Source organism: uncultured Sphaerochaeta sp. (assembly GCF_963676625.2).
In the GTDB taxonomy this organism is placed as follows: domain Bacteria; phylum Spirochaetota; class Spirochaetia; order Sphaerochaetales; family Sphaerochaetaceae; genus Sphaerochaeta.
In genome coordinates this window covers 607,872-624,969 of the sequence record NZ_CAXXYB010000004.1, presented here as the reverse complement: position 1 = coordinate 624,969, position 17,098 = coordinate 607,872, and the positions used below count along the sequence as shown (strand labels likewise).

Sequence of the window (17,098 nt, the reverse complement as noted above, 5' to 3'; positions counted from 1 at the left end):
GACCCAAATAGGGAAATTCTGATACCATTTTATCCTTTTCGCTAGACTTAACACAGACGCTGAAGTCAAACGAATCGAAGGTGAACTCCCTCTCTGATTTTTCCAGGAAGACCAGGGCAAAAGGCAAGAGGGATATCTCGGTCCTTTTTGCGTTTGACTTGGAGGCCATGGAGCCCGTGTGTTCCAAATGCTTCCCGGGCAACATGCTTGACGTCACTGCCTACAGCGAATTCATTTGTGAACACCAGATAACAACACCGATCGTGGTTGCCGACAAGGGATTCTCTCAGTCCGCAGCAAAGAAATACTTCATGGATAATCCCGGCCTCCATTGCCTCAATCCGCTGAAGAGGGACTCCAGGATTGCATCTGAACTCCATATGCTTGATTTCATCGGGCTCTTTCCTGGTTCCGAAGGGATAACATACAGGAAGGAGAAGGCTCCTGACGGCAGATGGCTCTATTCGTTCCGGGATGCCTCCAGGGCTTCGAAGGAGGAGCGTGGCTGGCTCAAAAGAAGCGGGAGGAAAAAAGACTACCGCCTTGCCGAGCTCCAGAAGGCTAGGGCCGTATTCGGCACAGTGGTCCTTGAATGTGCCATGGACCTCGAGAGTGAAACCATCTACAAGACCTACTCTAAGAGATGGGAGATCAAGATTGTCATGAGATTCTACAAATCTGCACTTGAATTCGACAATACACGCGTGCATGACGACTACAGCGTTATCGGAAGTGAATTCTGTGACTTTCTCTCCTCGGTTCTCACCTTCAGGATGATACATGTTTTTGACAATGCGAAGATCCTAGAGGAAATGCCCTACAAGAAGGTAATGAAGATATTGGCAAGGGTGAAAATGCTCAATGACCCAGACTACGGATGGAGGCTGATCAGGATCAATCCGTCATACGAGGAAATACTGAAACGACTCGACATACATCCCACGGAGACGTAAAAACCCAAGAAGAAACGTGGAAGACTCCCTAAAAACAAGCATGTATAGTCTCACTCATTGGGAAAGTTGTATTGAATTTGAATATTTATTACAGAAAATTAGTTAGTCTGGAAAAAACTTCAATGAAAGAATTTGTCTGGTAAAGTATTCGATCTCAATTGGAAAGAAAAATGAAAAGAACAAGCAACCTGCTTAAGGCCATACATAGTGTTTTCTACGGTTTGAAGACACTCTATATTTTTCTCGGTAGATTATGGAACAGGCAAACAAGTTTTAGTCAAACTACGAATTCCCCAGAATTCCGAGTTGGTCTTTGTTGTTTTGTCCGCTTCTTTTACTCAACTATCCAAGAATGATAAAATATTGGAAACTACAAGACCCTCCTCAAGTTAATGGGTGGTTATTGTCATGTTTCTATCAATATCCTAAAATCGTGGGCTATATTTTTTACCGGTCTAAAGCCTTGTTCCGAGAAGTAGCCCCAGGTTCTCTTCCACCTTTGCAGCATCTACATCTATGCAGACCTTTGTGGTGGGATTCTTTTCCCTGAGCCTAGTATGGTCGACAAGAGTCCTTCCCCGGTCTTCACCTTCTGTTTCTACGGTGAGGTAGAAGGGAAGAATAGTAAAGAATTCAGGATGAAGTGCACAGATTACCGCTGACGGGTCATGGATGTAGGTTTCGTCAGTTCCCAGCGTATTCTTGATATAATATTGCAGCATATCCCCAAAGAACTTTGCCCTCGGGGACTCTTTTTGTTTCCAGGCAATTGCCTGGGACAGTTTCAAACGTGAGCGCATGGTCACATCAAGACCCACCATCGTAACATCCAGGTTGCTTTCCAATACGAGTTTCGCAGCTTCCGGATCCTGGGCAATGTTGGCTTCCGCAAAATGACTGACATTACCCCTGACCGACAGGGCTCCGCCCATCAAAACTAGCTTGCCTTTCCATTCTTTCAAAAAAGGGTCCTGCATAAGGGCTGTTGCCACATTTGTCAGGGGACCGGTGGTTACGATGGTCAATTCTTGCTTGTAGGTATGCATAGCTCTTGAAAGGAACGCAACGGCACTCTCTTCTTGTTTTTCTCGTTTTGATACAGGGAATTGTACTTGCCCAACTCCATTCTCCCCATGAATGCGACTACTTACAGCATGTCGTTCAAAGGACGTCTGCGTCAGGGCCTGGGCCTCTCCTGCATATACAGGAACATCAGATCTTCCCACTGCTGAGAGCACGTTCAATGAGTTCTGAATCCCTGTTATCATCTCTACGTTCCCATAGGTTCCCGTAACGCCCAACAAGTTGATTTCAGGACTGAGTGCAGCATAGGCCAAGGCCAGGGAATCGTCGATTCCCGTATCCAGATCAAGTATTATATTCTTCATTGTATGACTATCTTCTTTTTCATGATTTTTGCCTGAGTATAGCGTGTTTTGCTCTTTCAGCCCAGATATTTTTCAAACTTGCTGTTTCTGTTCAGCGTCAAAACGAGCGATTGCTTCCAGTACTACTTTGATTTCCTGGTCCCAGCCCTCAGCCAGTTTTGTATTTTCCGTCTCATAGATGACCTCCCCGGTTACCAGATTCCCGCTTACGGCGCTGATCATGGCACCTCGCACTTTCCTGCGGTGGCATACCGTAAAGATAGCAGAACTTTCCATCTCCACGTTCATTACACCCAAGGCATGGAGCTTTTCGATCCATTCAGGGGTTTCCCCGTAGAAGGCATCGTCGGAGGCATTGATGCCATAGGAAAATCCAAACTTCATGAGGGGTTGCAGATCCTTGGCAGTATCGATCAATGTGCGGGTAAGATCAAAATCAGGAACAGCAGGAAAACAATCCGGTACATAGAACCTGGACGTTCCCTCATTCTTCATCGAACCGGTGGAAACTAACAGGTCCCCGATGGCAATACCCTCTTGTAGAGCGGCAGTACTCCCTATCCTGATAAGGCAAGTAGCTCCGATGTTGATGAGTTCCTCACAGGCAATGGCGGCGGAGGGGCAACCCATGCCGGTGGAGGTAACCGAAATCTTCACTCCTTTGTACGTTCCCGTGAAGGTTCTGTGCTCCCTGTTGTTTGCCACCAATACCGGATTCTCCAGATATTGGGCAACGCGATCACTGCGTCCCGGATCTCCGGGGAGCAACACATATTTTCCGATATCGCCAGGGCTCAGGTGGATATGATACTGGCGTTTTCCCAAGGTCTTTTCATCTTTGTCAAGCATTGTTGTTTCCTCTCTTTTTGTTGTCAGGTAATTATGAGTCTCTTGCGTTTTTGTTCTCGGTTACTTTGCTGGATGGAATAGGCTACCAAGCCCAGGATGGTCGCGGCATAGGGAAGCATCTGTACAAATTCCGAAGGAATCTTGAGTAGCTGGAGAATATTGGAAAGACCATCGAAAAATGCAAATACCAGTGCCGAAGCAAGCGTCCCGAAAGGGGTTGCCTGGCCCATTGCACAGGCTGCCAGGGAGATGAACCCCCGTCCTGCCACCATGTCGCGTACAAACATATTGAGGTATCCCATGGAAAGGTACATGCCCCCGAAACTGGCCAGTACACCACAGAGCATAATTGCAAGGAAACGCATTTTTTTTACATTGATGCCTACTGAATTTATTGCATGCTCATTCTCTCCTACGGCCCTGATACGTAACCCTAGCGGAGTCTTGTAGAGGAGAAACCAAACACCTATCACGGCAAGAAATGCCACATAGGTAAGAGTATTGTGGCCGGAAAGCAAGTCCTTGAGAACGGGGATGTCCTTGATGACTGGAATATCAAACGAAGAGAAGGCGAGGCTTTTCAGCGAGGAACTATTGCCTTTTTCCCCGGTTGTCAGTTCAAGCATGAATACGGTAAACCCTCCGGCAAAGGTATTGATCGCTGTTCCGCATAGCACGGCATTTGCTTTCAGGACCAAGTGGAAATATGCAAATACTGCGCTCAGCAGCAGTCCCATTCCCACTGCAGAGACCACCCCGATTGCCAGGCTTCCGCTATAGGCGCTACCCAGGACCCCACTTAGGGCAGAACATAACATAATTCCTTCCAGTCCAAGATTCACCACTCCCGATTTCTCGCAAATGACCGCTCCCAGGGAAGTGAAAATGAGGGGAGTGGCAACCCTGAGCCACATGGCGACAAATTGATAACTGAAGATGTTTTGAAAAATACTCATCAGAAGTTCCCCCCTTCCTTGGTAGCGCTGCTGACGATGAGGCGTTGTCTCCAGCCTTGCAAAAGTGCATCGGAGGCAATCAAAAGCATGATGACTCCCTGTATGATCAATACGATCTCACTGCTCACGTCGCTGCTGCGCGCCATGATACCGGACCCTACATTCAGGTAGGCAATGAAAAGGGCAGCAACAGGAACCAGCATAGGGTTGGAACGGGCTAGCAAGGCAACGGCGATCCCTGTCCAGCCATAGCCTGGGGAAGAGGTCCATTTGAACCGGGTATACATTCCAAGAAATTCGATGCCTCCTCCAATTCCGGCAATTGCCCCGGCAATGACCTGTGCCGAGACAATGACCATGGACGTCTTGATTCCTACATAACGGGAAAAGGACGGATTGTCTCCCACCAGGCGGATCTTGTAACCGGTTTTCATGCGAAAGATGAAAAACCAGACCAAGGCACAAAAAGCGAGGGCTATGAGCAACCCGAGATGCACCTTGGTTCCCGGGATAAGAACAGGGAGTCGCGAGGTATCCTTGATGAGGAGGGAAGCCAGGGAGGAAGCCAAAGGTTCCCGAAAATGGTAGTTCACCATGTAGATGACAAAGAATTGGATTACATAGTTAAGCATAATTGAGGTTACTACTTCACTGACCTTCCATCGCAATTTCAAAAAGGCAGGAATGGCTGCTGCCATTGCCCCCAATAGGCCTGCACAGAGAATGGCTACCAAAGGATGCAATCCACTGGGTAAATCGAAAGAAATCCCAACCATCATGGCCCCGAGGATCCCGATGAAGAAGGAACCCTCGGAGATCATGGAAAACTGCCCTGAACGAAAAATGATTATTACCGCCAGGGCAGTGAACATCAAGGGAATGGCCCCTTCCAGAATGTTTCCTATTCTTCGCAACGAGGTGAAGGGACCTATGAAGAAACTGTAGATGGCGATTCCAGGCTCTGTGCTTACCAAAAGAATGATGACGGAAACGAGCAGACAGGCAACGAGGATGACCAGGATAAGTTTGACAGAGTCGACCATTCGATCGATAGACGGTGTTTTCATAGGGCATTCCTTTGGATTTCTTCTATATCCTGATGCTGCAACCCAAGCATATACCTGCCCAGAGTCTGTTCATCCAGATGTGAAAGATCGGTAAAACAAGCGGCCAAGGTGCCGTTGTAGAGGACTAAAAGACGATCAGAGAGTGCAAAAAGTTCATTCAGGTCAGAAGAAATAAGCAAGACTGCTCCCCCTTGATCCCTGGATGCTATAAGTTGTTTACGAATAAACTCCGTTGCTCCTACATCAACTCCCCTTGTCGGTTGGTTTGCGACAATGCACTGGGGATGGGAAGAGAGTTCCCTTGCAAGGACTACCTTTTGGATGTTTCCTCCTGAAAGACTGGCAATGGATACCTCGGGATTCTTGCAAAGAATGGCATAGTTTTCTATCATTTCGGTGCTATAGGCCTTTATTTTACTGGGGACCGACATTCCTGAATGGTTGAAGAATTGATGCCAATGGGTTTTGTCGGCGATGAGGTTTTCGGTTATTGACAGATTGGGAGCAATGCCGATGGTCATCCGGTCCTCAGGGATGTGTCCAATTCCCAGATCCCGTGCCTCCCGTACATGTCCTGCCTTGATGGGCTTATCCTTAAAAAGGATGGTTCCTTGCTGGAAGTCCCCCATGCCCGTAATGGCATCGACCAACTGGGTTTGTCCGTTGCCTTCAACTCCTGCTATACCCAAGACCTCTCCTGTATGCAAGGTAAAGGTAATGTCATTTACTAGGGTTTTCTTTGCATTTTCCCTGACGGTGAGGTGTTCTACTGACAGGATTGCCTCTCCACGAGGGTGAGGTTGGTGAACTGGCAAGAGTTCAACATCCCTGCCTACCATTTTCTGGGAAATCTCTTCATTGGTGATGGATGCAAGGTCATAGACTCCCTTGGAGGTCCCTTTGCGAATAATGGTGATGCGGTCACATAGTTCGCGCACTTCAGCCAGTTTATGGGAGATGAAGATGATGGTAAAACCTTCTGAGCGGAGGTGTTTCAGTTCCGTAAAGAGTTCCTTGGTTTCCTGGGGAGTCAGTACTGCCGTCGGTTCATCGAGAATGAGGATCCTTGCCCCCCTGATGAGGACTTTGAGAATTTCCAGTTTCTGTTTTTGCCCAACGGAAAGATCCTTGACCTTGCTCCTGGGATTGAGGGCCATATGATATTTGGTTGCGATCTCACTGACTTGCCGGGTAGCTTCGCTAATATCGAGGGCAAGATGTTTCCTTGGCTCCATGCCCAGAATGGCATTTTCAACCACGGTCAGGGAAGGGACCAACATGAAATGTTGGTGGACCATTCCGATGCCCAGATGCAGGGCATCCTGCGGACAGGAAATCATCTCTTCTTTTCCGTTGATAAAAATCTTTCCGCTGGAAGCCTTTTCCTCTCCAAAGAGAATTTTCATGAGCGTAGTTTTTCCCGCCCCGTTTTCTCCGGAGAGTGCATGGATTTCTCCCTGGTCAACGCTAAAGACTATGTCATGATTGGCCAGCACCCCATTGGGGTATACTTTGGTGATGTGGTCCATATGCAATGCTGTGGTATTCATGTAGGTCCCTTAAGTGTAGGGGAGATCTCCCGAAAAACGGGAAACCTCCCAGAATGTCGCAATAAATCGTTACGGTTTCATGGAGTCACGGATGGTCGCGACAGCTTCAGTGGTCATCCCCATGGCTTCACGTACGGCAATCTTGCCATCCCCTACATCCTTGGAAATCATTTCCCAGTTTGGTACGAATATTTGCAGGGACAAGTTTCTGGTAATTGGCATTATCAGCAAGACCAACGCTGCCGCTCTTCAGTCCAAGGGTATAGTTTTCCTTGGTACTCATCGTGCCATCCTGTAATCCACGCATGGCAACCACCAAGGACTCCCCAACCTTCTTCAAGGAAGAGCTGAGTACATTACGTACTGCATTGGCGTCAGTCCCTTCCATAGCTGTCCAGATATCCGTATCGCAAGCTATGAGATACTTGTCACTCTTGCTGGAAGCGGTAACTGCACCGAGAATACTCTGGCTCGCTGGTGCATAGACAATCTGGGCACCTTGGTTGTAGAGCTGGGTGGTCATTTCCATGCATTTGGAGACATCCTCGAAAGAACCTACATAGGAGGTCAATACTTTGATGGAAGGATCGATATACTGAATGCCATCGATGTAACCGATCAAGAAATCGTTGATGTTTGGTGTATCCATGGAACCAATGAAGCCAAGTATCCTCTTGGAGGCATCGATCTTGGCATCCCCGCTATCAAGCATGAGAGCTGCAAGGGAACCTGCCATAAAGGCTGTTTCATTGGATTTGTAGGCAATGCCCATGAGATTCGGAACATCGGAGACACCATCAAAGAAGATATAATTCTTATCCGGAAATTGTTTGGCAACACTTTCGGCAAGTTCCTTTACCGACCAGGTACCGGAAACGATGACATTCCAATCCTGTTCTGAGGCATCCAGAAAAAAGCCTTCGTACGAAGCTTCGTTCCTGCCCATCTCAACAATCTTGATGGTAGCCTTGTCTTCATCCCGAAGTGTATAGAACCCACTGGCAGCTGAGTCATAAAAACCCTTGTCCCCAAGGTTTCCATTTACCAGATACAGTGCCTTGAAAGAGTCATCGGCCTTGGAAGCCGTCTGGGGTTCCTTGGATCCCCCGGCAAAAGTGACATTTACGATGCACAGCACTAAGACGCAGAACCAAACAGTGATCTTTTTCATAGAGACCTCCAATAACCAAATATATTTGGCAACGATGTTGCTCATTGGTTTGCAATATGGTCAGTACCTTTTCGTATCGTTTGTATTCGATATGAATCTTTGTTCAGGTAATGACGGAGAAACATAAAACAAGCGGATTCTTCATAGAGGAATTCCTCCACGAGCATCAGGGGCAGTTTCAGTTTCGGCAATTCATTATCTTCCATCTCATCAATCAGGCAGATGGAAGATTGGGCATATTCCGCTTTCTCATAGACGCGGTGCTCAATGAAGTTGATGAGGGCCGCTTCCGAGGTTACTTTTACAGCTTCTTTTTCCAAGAGTGAGAACGGAGTGAAAAATACCGTAGTGGCACAGTTGATTTTCCCGCTGTAATATTGCACGCATCCTTTTACCAGGACAGATCCCTCGGAAAGTTGCAATTTCCCTGAGAGCCAGTCACTGAGGCTGACACAATGGAACTCAATTTCGGCCCTGTCAATCTCAAGGCTGCAAAAAGCATGGATTGGATTGATGAGGGCTTGATAGTTGAAGTTCTGAAAATTTGCCCTCTGGCTTACCACCGCGCGTCTACCCTGGGATTTTTGGATTACGCCATCTTCCAGAAGATGATATAGAGCTTCCCGTACCGTTCCCTTGCTAACATCCCAATATTCAGCCAAATCCTGTTCACTGGGGAGCGAAGTTCCTGCCATCCAGTTCTGCTCACCATGCAAAATGGTGGAATAGATGGCATCATACACGCAAAGATACAGGCTTTTACCTGGTTCAATCTGCAAGAGGGGATGGGAAAAGGCCGTTACCGGTATTTTTGATCTTTTTTTGTCATTGTTCATGGCTGATCTTCCTTATGGCTGCCAAAGCTACCTCGATTACTCTTTCTTCCAGTTCGGGGGTGCAGTCTTTGATTTCAAGGAGAGCTGGAATGCCCTCTGTGGTGGCTACCAATACCGAGGCCGTCCTTATACTCAGACAACTGCCAACGATAAACAAGGCACTGCTATCCATATCGGTACTCTGGGCACCTCCTTGAATATATTCCTTCCAAGAAGTTTGCAGATGGTCGGCAACTGGGCGGTTAGTAGGATCAAGAAGCGAATAGTAGGACGAACGGGTAATGGAGATTCCAATGTGGTACGGTAGCTTGAGATTTTTTGCTGCGGATTCCAAGTCCAGTACCATCTCAAGGTCGGGAACGGCAGGAAATTCTGCAGGTTCATAATGGAAAGTCACGCCCTCCATCCTGACAGCACCGTTGGGAATGACAATATCCCCACGATGTATCGTATTCGTGGTGGCAAGGCACGAGCCTACTCTCAGAAGTGTCCTTGCACCGCATTGGTAGAGTTCTTCGACAGCTATAGCCATCGAGGGACCACCTATTCCTGTTGAACATACAGATATTTTTTTACCACCAAGGGAGCCTGTAAAGGTTCTGAATTCTCTGTTGTAGGCCATCTGCTGTACGTTGTCCAATCGGTTTGCCAGGGCAAGGGCGCGTTCAGGACTACCGGGAAGCAGTACATATTCGGCAATATCACCCTTTTTTAGTCCTACATGCATCATGCGCTTTAAATCTTCGCTCATATGAGGCCCCCCTTTTCCAGGTCTTGTCTGATGAGGCTTCTCATTCCCTCTATTCCCACTTCGATGGCTCTATGCTCCCAATCGCGGGGGTAATCCTTGTCATCATTCGAATAGGCTTCGAAATTTGTGGCGCAGATCATGACGGAGGCTGTCCTTATATCCAAAGAGGCTCCTATAAGAAAGATAGGTGCGCATTCCATACTGGTATTGGTTGCCCCGCCCTTGAGATAAGCCTCCCATTGGTATTTGAGCAGAGGGTAGATGGGTTTGGTCTCAGGGGATACCTCGGTATAAAAGGAATCCTTGGTAACGGTGAGCCCTGTGTTGAAAGGAAAGCCCGATGCAACGGCTGCCTGCCTGAAAGCCTTGAATAGGGGGAAGGACGGAACAGCGGGAAATTCAAGGGGAAGGTACTGATTTCCGGTTCCTTCCATCCTTATCGCTCCCTTGGGGATGCAGACATCACCTATTTTGGATAGGGGGGAAGTCGAGGCACAAGATCCGATACGGACCATGGTATGCACTCCGCAAGCCTTGAGTTCTTCCATTGCAATGCTGGTGGAAGGTCCTCCGATGCCTGTGGAGGTCACCGTTACCGGTACACCCTCCAATTTCCCGGTAAAGGTGTAGAACTCCCTATGACGCGCAACGAAACGAGGATTATCAAGATAGCTTGCTATCTTTTCCACGCGTTCGACGCATCCAGGCAAAAAGGCATATTTTCCGATTTCTTCAGGTTTGAGTCCAAGGTGTATCATCGGAACTTCAGGTTTCATCTACATACCTCTTTGTATATAGAAAAGCACGATTTAAGGAGAAAGGCAAGAAATGTTTTATATAAGTTCAAAACTTATATATAAAGGTTTGCATTATTTTGTTCAGAATTACACTATTTATTACTTTTAATTTGATATTATTTAAATAAAAATGATTACAAGTCTTTGAGATTAAGAAAAAAACGGATTTCCCAAGCAGATTCCATGAATGGATTTGAGGGGATGGGAAAGTTTTTGCTACTGATAGAAAAACGTGATATTTGATGGTCACCCAGAGAACATACAAGACTATTTACTTGAAAATATCTATCTTGCTACCAATTTTTTCTAGTAGTTTGGGATCTTGCAGCAAACATACTGCTTTGATGCAGTTGTTTATAAAGGCCTGCAATGAACGTATGCTCGAAAAATTTGATTACGAAAATAGTGAAAGATTTTTCTCTGTAAAGAAAAAACTTTAAAAACATTGGAGTTTTTTCCTTGCATAATAATTTACCTATAGTAGCAAGAATACAAGCAGGATATACTTGTTCGCTAAATCTGTAGTAGCAGATTTCTTCTTTGATTTGAACCTCCAAGGAAAATATCCAGATTGTTTATATTTATTGATTCATCCCCTTATCTTATTTACTAAGATCTGGTGGTAGTTCCCGCATAGGTAACTGTCAAGGTATAGATTCCATCCGCATCTGAACTGTCCAGGGTGTAGGAAAGCGAGAGGGTGTTTTCATCATCGGTTGCTTTTGATCCATCTGCACTTGCCACTATGGTACCAGCTTCATCAGAGAGGGTCATTGAAAGAGCTGCGATGTCATCAGAATCGAGGGAAACGGAAATATTTCCCTCACTTGAGGAAAGCGTCCAGCTCGAAGATTGGGTTTCATCATCGGTGATCGATACGCTGACCGTATCGGATACAGTTTGGGCTGCGGTATACTGCATTGCCGCCAATGCGTCAACGATGCCATATTTTCCCATTTCATAAGGGGCTGACGTACTATCGTATTCGGTAGCTGTCTTGCAGATGATGTCGGTAAGCGTCTCGGGAGTGCGGGAAGAGTCCTCTGAAAGCAACAACGCAGCCAGGGCAGTGACATGGGGAGTGGCCATTGAGGTCCCGATATAGTAATAGTATCCATTTGTACTGGTGGTACTGATCGTCCATTGCAGAATACCCTCATAGTATTGCGTGCCATTATCTGTAAAATAATCGTCCTCACCGCCAAAAGCCGTGACATCGACCCAGGCGCCGTAATTGGAATAGCTGGCCCTGGTCGAAGTATCGTATCCGACGGCACCGACGCTCAAGACAGAGTCATAGGCTGCAGGATAGGTTTCCTCGGAACTGTCATCGTTGCCGGCCGCAGCAACAATCAAGACTCCATTGTCCTTGGCATAGGTGCAGGCACTTTCAAGAGTCGTCGAGGGCAATGTGCTGCCGAGTGACAAGTTGATGATGTTCACTCCATTGTCAACGGCATATCGGATTGCATCGCAGATATCGGAGGTATAGCCGGATCCCTCGGAATCCAAGGCCTTGAGTGGCATGATCTTGACTCCTGGAGCAATGGAAGCCACTCCTAGGCCATTGTCGGTTGTCTCGGCAATCGTGCCTGTTACATGGGTTCCATGCCCATTGTCATCCGTAGTGTCAGTAGAGTCAGTTGTGTTTGTTACCCCTGGACTGGTAGGCTCGGTGCTTGTGGAGGTACAAAAATTGTATCCCATGACAAAGGTGTCTGCCTCGAAATCCTCGCCATCTTCATACACCCCTGTGTCGATGACAGCCACCACGACACCGGAATCCCCACTGGTAATGCTATGCAATTTGGGGATGTTCATATACGAATTCTGCATGTTCCATTGTTCAGGATAGAAAGGATCGTCAGGTCCCACAGAGAAGGCTTGCATGGAATAATCCGGTTCCACATATGCTACTTCGTCACCGGTTCCTCCGTTGCTGAAAAAATTCTCGTTCATGGCATTTACGATTCTTTCGTAGTCATTACCATAGGATTCCAGTACCTCAGAAGGAATATGGAATGTGTCGAACGGAGCCGATTTTGTCATTGGATGGTCCATACCCCTATCTTTCCGTTCGATGGACATGCCTCCCATGAATAGGTCTTCCATGGCATGGATATCTTCCAGCCTGGCTTCAAAAAGTTGCTTGTTCGGTTCATGGGTATATCCCACGATGAATCTTGTCGGAGAATCAGTACCAAAGGTTCCTGCCTCAGTGACATACTTCGTAACCTGACCAGCTATCTGGATAGAGGCTGTCGAAGAAGAGGAGGAAATCTTGCTCGTTGCAGTGCTTGACTCTTCTACGGTTTCAAGTCCTGCCCCTGCAACATAGGAATTCCATGAGGCTGAAACCGTATAGCTAGAAGTATTTTCAATTGATGAGGAACATCCTGCCAAAATAAACAGAAAAACCGACATCAATACCAAGGTGATATTCCTTGTAGTTTTTCCATGTATATAAATACAAGTTTTTCCAGTAGCACTAGATTTTTGATTCATCTTTACTAATTTTAAAACATTGTAATTGTCGGTTAGTGTTCTTTGTATGGAAAAGATTGAAGTAATAAGAGGCAGTGCATGTATTTCTTCAGCAAATGATAAAGGTTGGGTAGGTTGATTCCTGAATGGAATCCGAGTTTGTTTGAAGATCCTGAGCTCATATTCTTTGTGTTGATCTTGCAAAAAGTCTTGGTCTTATTTGAGGATGTATGCCGTAGGGCAACTACCGATACCCGTATTGTTTGGCCAACTTCAGTATGCATAAGGTTTCAGAGAACATGTTGTGATTATGCTAATATAGTTTCTGATAAAGACAGGATCAAGAAATACATAAAATAGGCTGGAACTAATGTTCCAGCCTCCAATGATAATCAACTGATTCAATCCCGTTGCTTTTGTAAATTGCATGATCCTTTCTCGTATGATGCTTTCTGAAAAACGGATATCCAGTTTATTACCACAACAGAAAATCTTTTCCCTCTAGCCTCACCAAGGCCTCTATGAGAAAGTAGTCCCCGTAGATAATCGGTACTTGCTGGTACTCCGGATTATGGTAGGCTACCGTTCCGCCTCCGAGAATCCCGTCTGTACAAGGATTGTAGTCTGCCCACTTATCGCAGGAAGCGAGGAGAATTTTCTCTGCATTCTCTTGCCAGTATTGGGCTTCGGTGCCTTGGAGAAGGCCCAGAAAAAGGGATATGCCATTTCCTATTCCCAAGGGTTTTTCAGTCTTGAGGATGTATATGACCCTGTATTGGCAAAACAAGCGGTAGAGGTGGCAAAAAGTGCTGATAAGGTCGTTATCTTTGCAGGTCTTCCTGATTCCTTTGAATCTGAGGGATATGATAGGACTCATATGGATCTTCCCCACTGCCAGAACAGGGTAATTGAAGAGATTGTAAAGGTTCAGCCGAATTGCATTGTTGTCCTGCATAATGGATCTCCTGTTACGATGCCGTGGGTGGATAAGGTATCCTCTATTGTCGAAGTATATCTTGGGGGAGAAGGCATCGGGGAAGCTACGGTCGATATCCTTTATGGCAAGGCAAATCCAGGGGGAAAGTTGGCAGAAACATTTCCCGTACGACTTGAAGATACTCCCAGCTATCTTACGTTTCCCGGAAGAAGGCAGAAAGTGCACTATAGCGAAGGTGTCTTTGTCGGGTATCGGTATTACGATACGAAGAAGCTGGAGGTCTTGTTTCCGTCCGGCCATGGCTTGAGTTATACGACCTTTGTCTTGTCAAATTTGCGTTTGGATCGTGATTCCCTTACATCTGATAAAATACTGACGCTATGATGGAAGCAATACTGAAGTTTCTCCCGCTTCGATCGGTAAAGAGTTTTGGTAATGCCAGCAATGAGGATATCGATAGGATAATTAATGATTTTAATGCTCTGGTGAAGTAACGAAATACCTATTTTCAATCTTTTCTCCAATTCTATTTTTTATATCTGGTATTGTCAAATGATTACAACTGACAGCACTGGATTTCTAATTTGGCAAAGGGATTGAAAAAATTATATCCCCAGGAGCGTGAGGTTCTTGGCTGTAAGTTCTGTTTGAAAATAATTAATGCAATTTTTATTGACAGTGTGAAAAACGGTGGTAATCTAATAATGTTAATCGATTACGCAATCGATTAAATTTATACATATAGGTTGAAGGAACTGTTTTTCATGATTTTTAACACTTTATGACAGAACAGTTTTGCATTTTAGAAAAGGAGAAAAAAATGAAAAAGGTAGTATTGGTGTTCCTGGTTTGCTTGCTGGCATTATCATCAGGTTTTGCCCAAGGTTCAAATGAAAAAAATCCGGCTCCTGAGAATGGTGAGAAAAAAATGTCAGACATTACAATTGCATATGTCTGTTCGGATTTGAGCAATGAGATATTTGCCATGCAGGTAAAAGCCATGGGAGAATATGCAAAAACAATTGGGGTTAAGTTCATTTATAAAGCTTGCCAAACGACCGGTGATAAAATTACTGCTTGTGAAAACTACATTTCCGCTGGAGTCGATACCATCATCGTACATGTACAAGATGGCCCAGCAATGGTTTCCGTCATGCAAGAGGCTCAAGCGGCAGGAGTGAAGTTTTTCGCCTATGATACAAACATTGCAGGTGCAGATGCCTATTATGGATGGAAAAACTATGATTTAGGATATGCAATTGGCGAGAATGCTGCTAATTGGGTAAATGCCACATTTAGCCCAGATGAAACGGTCAATGCAGCTTCCTGTAATTATCCGAGTGCAAATTTCTTGATAGAAAGAGAGCAAGGATATGAGGATGCCCTGGCTAAACTTGCCCCCAATGTAAAATTCATTATCCAGGGTGTCGGTGGCACGGCTTCCAATGGAGTAACCGCTGGAGAAAACTTCCTGCAATCCGGAAAAACGCTCAACTTGGTTGTCGGTATCAACGATGGAGGATGTTTGGGCGTCTATGAAGCTTTCAAGGCAGCTCGTTATGGAAATGACAAAGTAGCGATTTTCGGATGTGATGCAACAGACGATGCTCTTGCAGCAATTGCTGAAGGAGGCGTATATCGCGGTACTATTACCACTGGTTTGATTGCTTTGGCTCCAGATTTTATCGATATTGCCGTTAATTTATCGCGGGGAAAGGCTGGTGGTGAATTTTATGGACCAACAACTCCGATCAATGCTGCAAATGTAAAGGACTATTTGAAAAAATAGGATAGGGAGATAAAAGTCGGGGAATTTTCCCCGACGATATTTTGGAGTTCCAAGTGGAAGAAAAAAACGAAACTGAAATACTATCCTTGACGAATATAACTAAACGCTATCCTGGAGTATTGGCCCTCGATGATGTTTCGATTGATGTATATCATGGGGAAGTCCTTGCATTAGTCGGTGAAAACGGTGCAGGGAAATCAACTTTGATCAAAGTAATAACTGGTGCCATCAGTCCTGATGAAGGAAACATACGTTTTGATGGAAAGGACTATACTGGATTGAATCCAATTCTTTCTCAGGAGATAGGAATTGCTGCAATCTATCAAGAATTTACCATGGCTCCGGCCTTGTCTGTTGCGGAGAATATTTTTTTAGGACAGCGTTTGAATAAAGGGATTCTCTTGAATAGAAAGTTACTGAATAAAAGAGCAACCGAGATATTGGATACACTACATGTTTCCATTGATCCAAATGAGATGGTGAAAAATCTTTCTGTAGCAAACACTCAATTGATAGAGATTGCAAAAGTCTTGGCCAAGAATCCAAAATTCATAATCATGGATGAGCCTACGGCCCCGCTTACGGGAAATGAAGTCGATATTCTTATGGAGATAGTCCACGAACTGAAAAGGAAAGGGATTACAATTGTATATATTTCTCACCGACTTGACGAAGTCTTCAAGGTTGCTGATCGAGTAGTCATATTGCGTGACGGTAAGATGGTTACTTCCAAATCTGTTGGAGAAGTTAATAAAGACCAGCTTATTTACTACATGGTGGGCAGAAAGCTTTCAGAATCATTTCCAAAAAGAGAATTGCACTATGGTGAAACACTACTTGAAGTGAAAAACCTTTCGGGGCCCAAGAATTTCCCCATTTCTTTTTCTCTCAAAAAAGGTGAGATTCTTGGTATAGGAGGATTGGTCGGTGCAGGCAGAACGGAATTGTCACGCCTTATTTTTGGTGCAGATAAGAAAATTTCCGGGGAAATATTTATCAATGGAAGAAAGGTAGAGATCAACAGTCCTCAAGATGCTGTTTCTGCAGGAATTGGACTGGTGTCCGAGGATAGAAAAAATCTTGGAGTTCTGCTACGGATGTCTATTGGAAATAATATTACCCTCCCAATATTAAAGACTATATCAAATGGACTGATTCTGGATTCTGTCAAAGAATCAAAAATAGTTGAGGAACAAGTAAAGGGACTTTCCATAGCCACTCCCAGTGTTCAACAATTGGCAGGAAAACTTTCAGGAGGAAACCAACAAAAGGTAGCATTGGGGAAGTGGTTGGCCAGTGATGCAAGGATATTGATTTTGGATGAACCAACGAGGGGGATTGATGTTGGCAATAAAAATGAAATTTATAAATTGATGTATGCATTGGTGAAGAAAGGTATGGCTATTATTGTCATTTCTTCCGAAATGGAAGAAATCCTTGGATTGACAGACCGTATGTTGGTTCTCTGCGAAGGAAAGCTGATGGGTGAATTGAAGAAGGAAGATTATTCCCAGGAAAATGTACTTTATTACGCTTCTGGAGAAAGACCCCAAGACTTGAGGAGATAGAA

The 17,098-nt window shown here is 45.3% G+C and carries 14 protein-coding genes; 4 read left to right on the top strand and 10 right to left on the bottom strand.

Features of this window, described 5'->3' with window-relative positions; genetic code table 11:
* The first annotated feature begins 80 nt into the window (after positions 1-80).
* Positions 81-953 carry a transposase gene (locus ACHZBG_RS05975; protein ID WP_320128538.1) on the top strand — a complete coding sequence of 291 codons (873 nt, stop codon included), beginning with the start codon at positions 81-83 and terminating at the stop codon, positions 951-953.
* 455 nt (positions 954-1,408) lie between these two features.
* Here the strand turns inward: ACHZBG_RS05975 and ACHZBG_RS05970 are convergent, their stop codons facing one another.
* The 10 genes from ACHZBG_RS05970 to ACHZBG_RS05925 form a co-directional block, all read right to left on the bottom strand.
* Positions 1,409-2,341: a nucleoside hydrolase gene (locus ACHZBG_RS05970; protein ID WP_320128537.1), complete on the bottom strand. Its 933-nt coding sequence runs from the start codon at positions 2,339-2,341 to the stop codon at positions 1,409-1,411.
* A gap of 72 nt (positions 2,342-2,413) precedes the next feature.
* Positions 2,414-3,190, bottom strand: coding sequence for a nucleoside phosphorylase (locus ACHZBG_RS05965; protein ID WP_320128536.1), 777 nt, complete (start codon positions 3,188-3,190; stop codon positions 2,414-2,416).
* 23 nt (positions 3,191-3,213) lie between these two features.
* Entirely contained in the window at positions 3,214-4,146 is a 933-nt protein-coding gene (locus ACHZBG_RS05960) for an ABC transporter permease (protein WP_320128535.1), read from the bottom strand.
* Positions 4,146-5,213, bottom strand: a complete 1,068-nt coding sequence (locus ACHZBG_RS05955; RefSeq protein ID WP_320128534.1) for an ABC transporter permease — start codon at positions 5,211-5,213, stop codon at positions 4,146-4,148. Before ACHZBG_RS05955 ends, ACHZBG_RS05960 begins: the two co-directional genes overlap by 1 nt.
* Positions 5,210-6,763, bottom strand: coding sequence for an ABC transporter ATP-binding protein (locus ACHZBG_RS05950; protein WP_320128533.1), 1,554 nt, complete (start codon positions 6,761-6,763; stop codon positions 5,210-5,212). The genes ACHZBG_RS05955 and ACHZBG_RS05950 overlap by 4 nt, the downstream gene beginning before the upstream one ends.
* A gap of 127 nt (positions 6,764-6,890) precedes the next feature.
* On the bottom strand, positions 6,891-7,934 hold the full coding sequence (locus tag ACHZBG_RS05945; RefSeq protein ID WP_320128532.1) for a BMP family ABC transporter substrate-binding protein: 1,044 nt from the start codon (positions 7,932-7,934) through the stop codon (positions 6,891-6,893).
* 41 nt (positions 7,935-7,975) lie between these two features.
* Positions 7,976-8,770, bottom strand: a complete 795-nt coding sequence (locus ACHZBG_RS05940) for a winged helix-turn-helix domain-containing protein (RefSeq protein WP_320128531.1) — start codon at positions 8,768-8,770, stop codon at positions 7,976-7,978.
* Complete coding sequence (locus ACHZBG_RS05935; protein WP_320128530.1) at positions 8,760-9,521, bottom strand: nucleoside phosphorylase; 762 nt, start codon at positions 9,519-9,521, stop codon at positions 8,760-8,762. Before ACHZBG_RS05935 ends, ACHZBG_RS05940 begins: the two co-directional genes overlap by 11 nt.
* A complete protein-coding gene (locus ACHZBG_RS05930; protein WP_320128529.1) occupies positions 9,518-10,297 on the bottom strand; it encodes a nucleoside phosphorylase in 780 nt (259 codons plus the stop codon). Before ACHZBG_RS05930 ends, ACHZBG_RS05935 begins: the two co-directional genes overlap by 4 nt.
* A gap of 630 nt (positions 10,298-10,927) precedes the next feature.
* On the bottom strand, positions 10,928-12,742 hold the full coding sequence (locus tag ACHZBG_RS05925; RefSeq protein WP_320128528.1) for a S8 family serine peptidase: 1,815 nt from the start codon (positions 12,740-12,742) through the stop codon (positions 10,928-10,930).
* Positions 12,743-13,373: 631 nt separating this feature from the next.
* On the opposite strand from ACHZBG_RS05925, the gene ACHZBG_RS05920 reads away from it, so the two are divergent.
* From ACHZBG_RS05920 to ACHZBG_RS05910, 3 genes are all read left to right on the top strand, one after another.
* Positions 13,374-14,123: a glycoside hydrolase family 3 C-terminal domain-containing protein gene (locus ACHZBG_RS05920; RefSeq protein WP_320128527.1), complete on the top strand. Its 750-nt coding sequence runs from the start codon at positions 13,374-13,376 to the stop codon at positions 14,121-14,123.
* Positions 14,124-14,559: 436 nt separating this feature from the next.
* Entirely contained in the window at positions 14,560-15,528 is a 969-nt protein-coding gene (locus ACHZBG_RS05915) for a sugar ABC transporter substrate-binding protein (RefSeq protein ID WP_320128526.1), read from the top strand.
* 53 nt (positions 15,529-15,581) lie between these two features.
* Positions 15,582-17,096, top strand: coding sequence for a sugar ABC transporter ATP-binding protein (locus ACHZBG_RS05910; protein WP_320128525.1), 1,515 nt, complete (start codon positions 15,582-15,584; stop codon positions 17,094-17,096).
* Positions 17,097-17,098 lie beyond the last annotated feature (2 nt).

Excerpts from the sequence above, each read along its gene's own strand:
- ACHZBG_RS05970 (WP_320128537.1), bottom strand. The coding sequence starts at position 2,341 with ATGAAGAATATAATACTTGATCTGGATACGGGAATCGACGATTCCCTG.
- ACHZBG_RS05965 (WP_320128536.1), bottom strand. The coding sequence starts at position 3,190 with ATGCTTGACAAAGATGAAAAGACCTTGGGAAAACGCCAGTATCATATC.
- ACHZBG_RS05960 (WP_320128535.1), bottom strand. The coding sequence starts at position 4,146 with ATGAGTATTTTTCAAAACATCTTCAGTTATCAATTTGTCGCCATGTGG.
- ACHZBG_RS05955 (WP_320128534.1), bottom strand. The coding sequence starts at position 5,213 with ATGAAAACACCGTCTATCGATCGAATGGTCGACTCTGTCAAACTTATC.
- ACHZBG_RS05950 (WP_320128533.1), bottom strand. The coding sequence starts at position 6,763 with ATGAATACCACAGCATTGCATATGGACCACATCACCAAAGTATACCCC.
- ACHZBG_RS05945 (WP_320128532.1), bottom strand. The coding sequence starts at position 7,934 with ATGAAAAAGATCACTGTTTGGTTCTGCGTCTTAGTGCTGTGCATCGTA.
- ACHZBG_RS05940 (WP_320128531.1), bottom strand. The coding sequence starts at position 8,770 with ATGAACAATGACAAAAAAAGATCAAAAATACCGGTAACGGCCTTTTCC.
- ACHZBG_RS05935 (WP_320128530.1), bottom strand. The coding sequence starts at position 9,521 with ATGAGCGAAGATTTAAAGCGCATGATGCATGTAGGACTAAAAAAGGGT.
- ACHZBG_RS05930 (WP_320128529.1), bottom strand. The coding sequence starts at position 10,297 with ATGAAACCTGAAGTTCCGATGATACACCTTGGACTCAAACCTGAAGAA.
- ACHZBG_RS05925 (WP_320128528.1), bottom strand. The coding sequence starts at position 12,742 with ATGTCGGTTTTTCTGTTTATTTTGGCAGGATGTTCCTCATCAATTGAA.
- ACHZBG_RS05920 (WP_320128527.1), top strand. The coding sequence starts at position 13,374 with ATGGTAGGCTACCGTTCCGCCTCCGAGAATCCCGTCTGTACAAGGATT.
- ACHZBG_RS05915 (WP_320128526.1), top strand. The coding sequence starts at position 14,560 with ATGAAAAAGGTAGTATTGGTGTTCCTGGTTTGCTTGCTGGCATTATCA.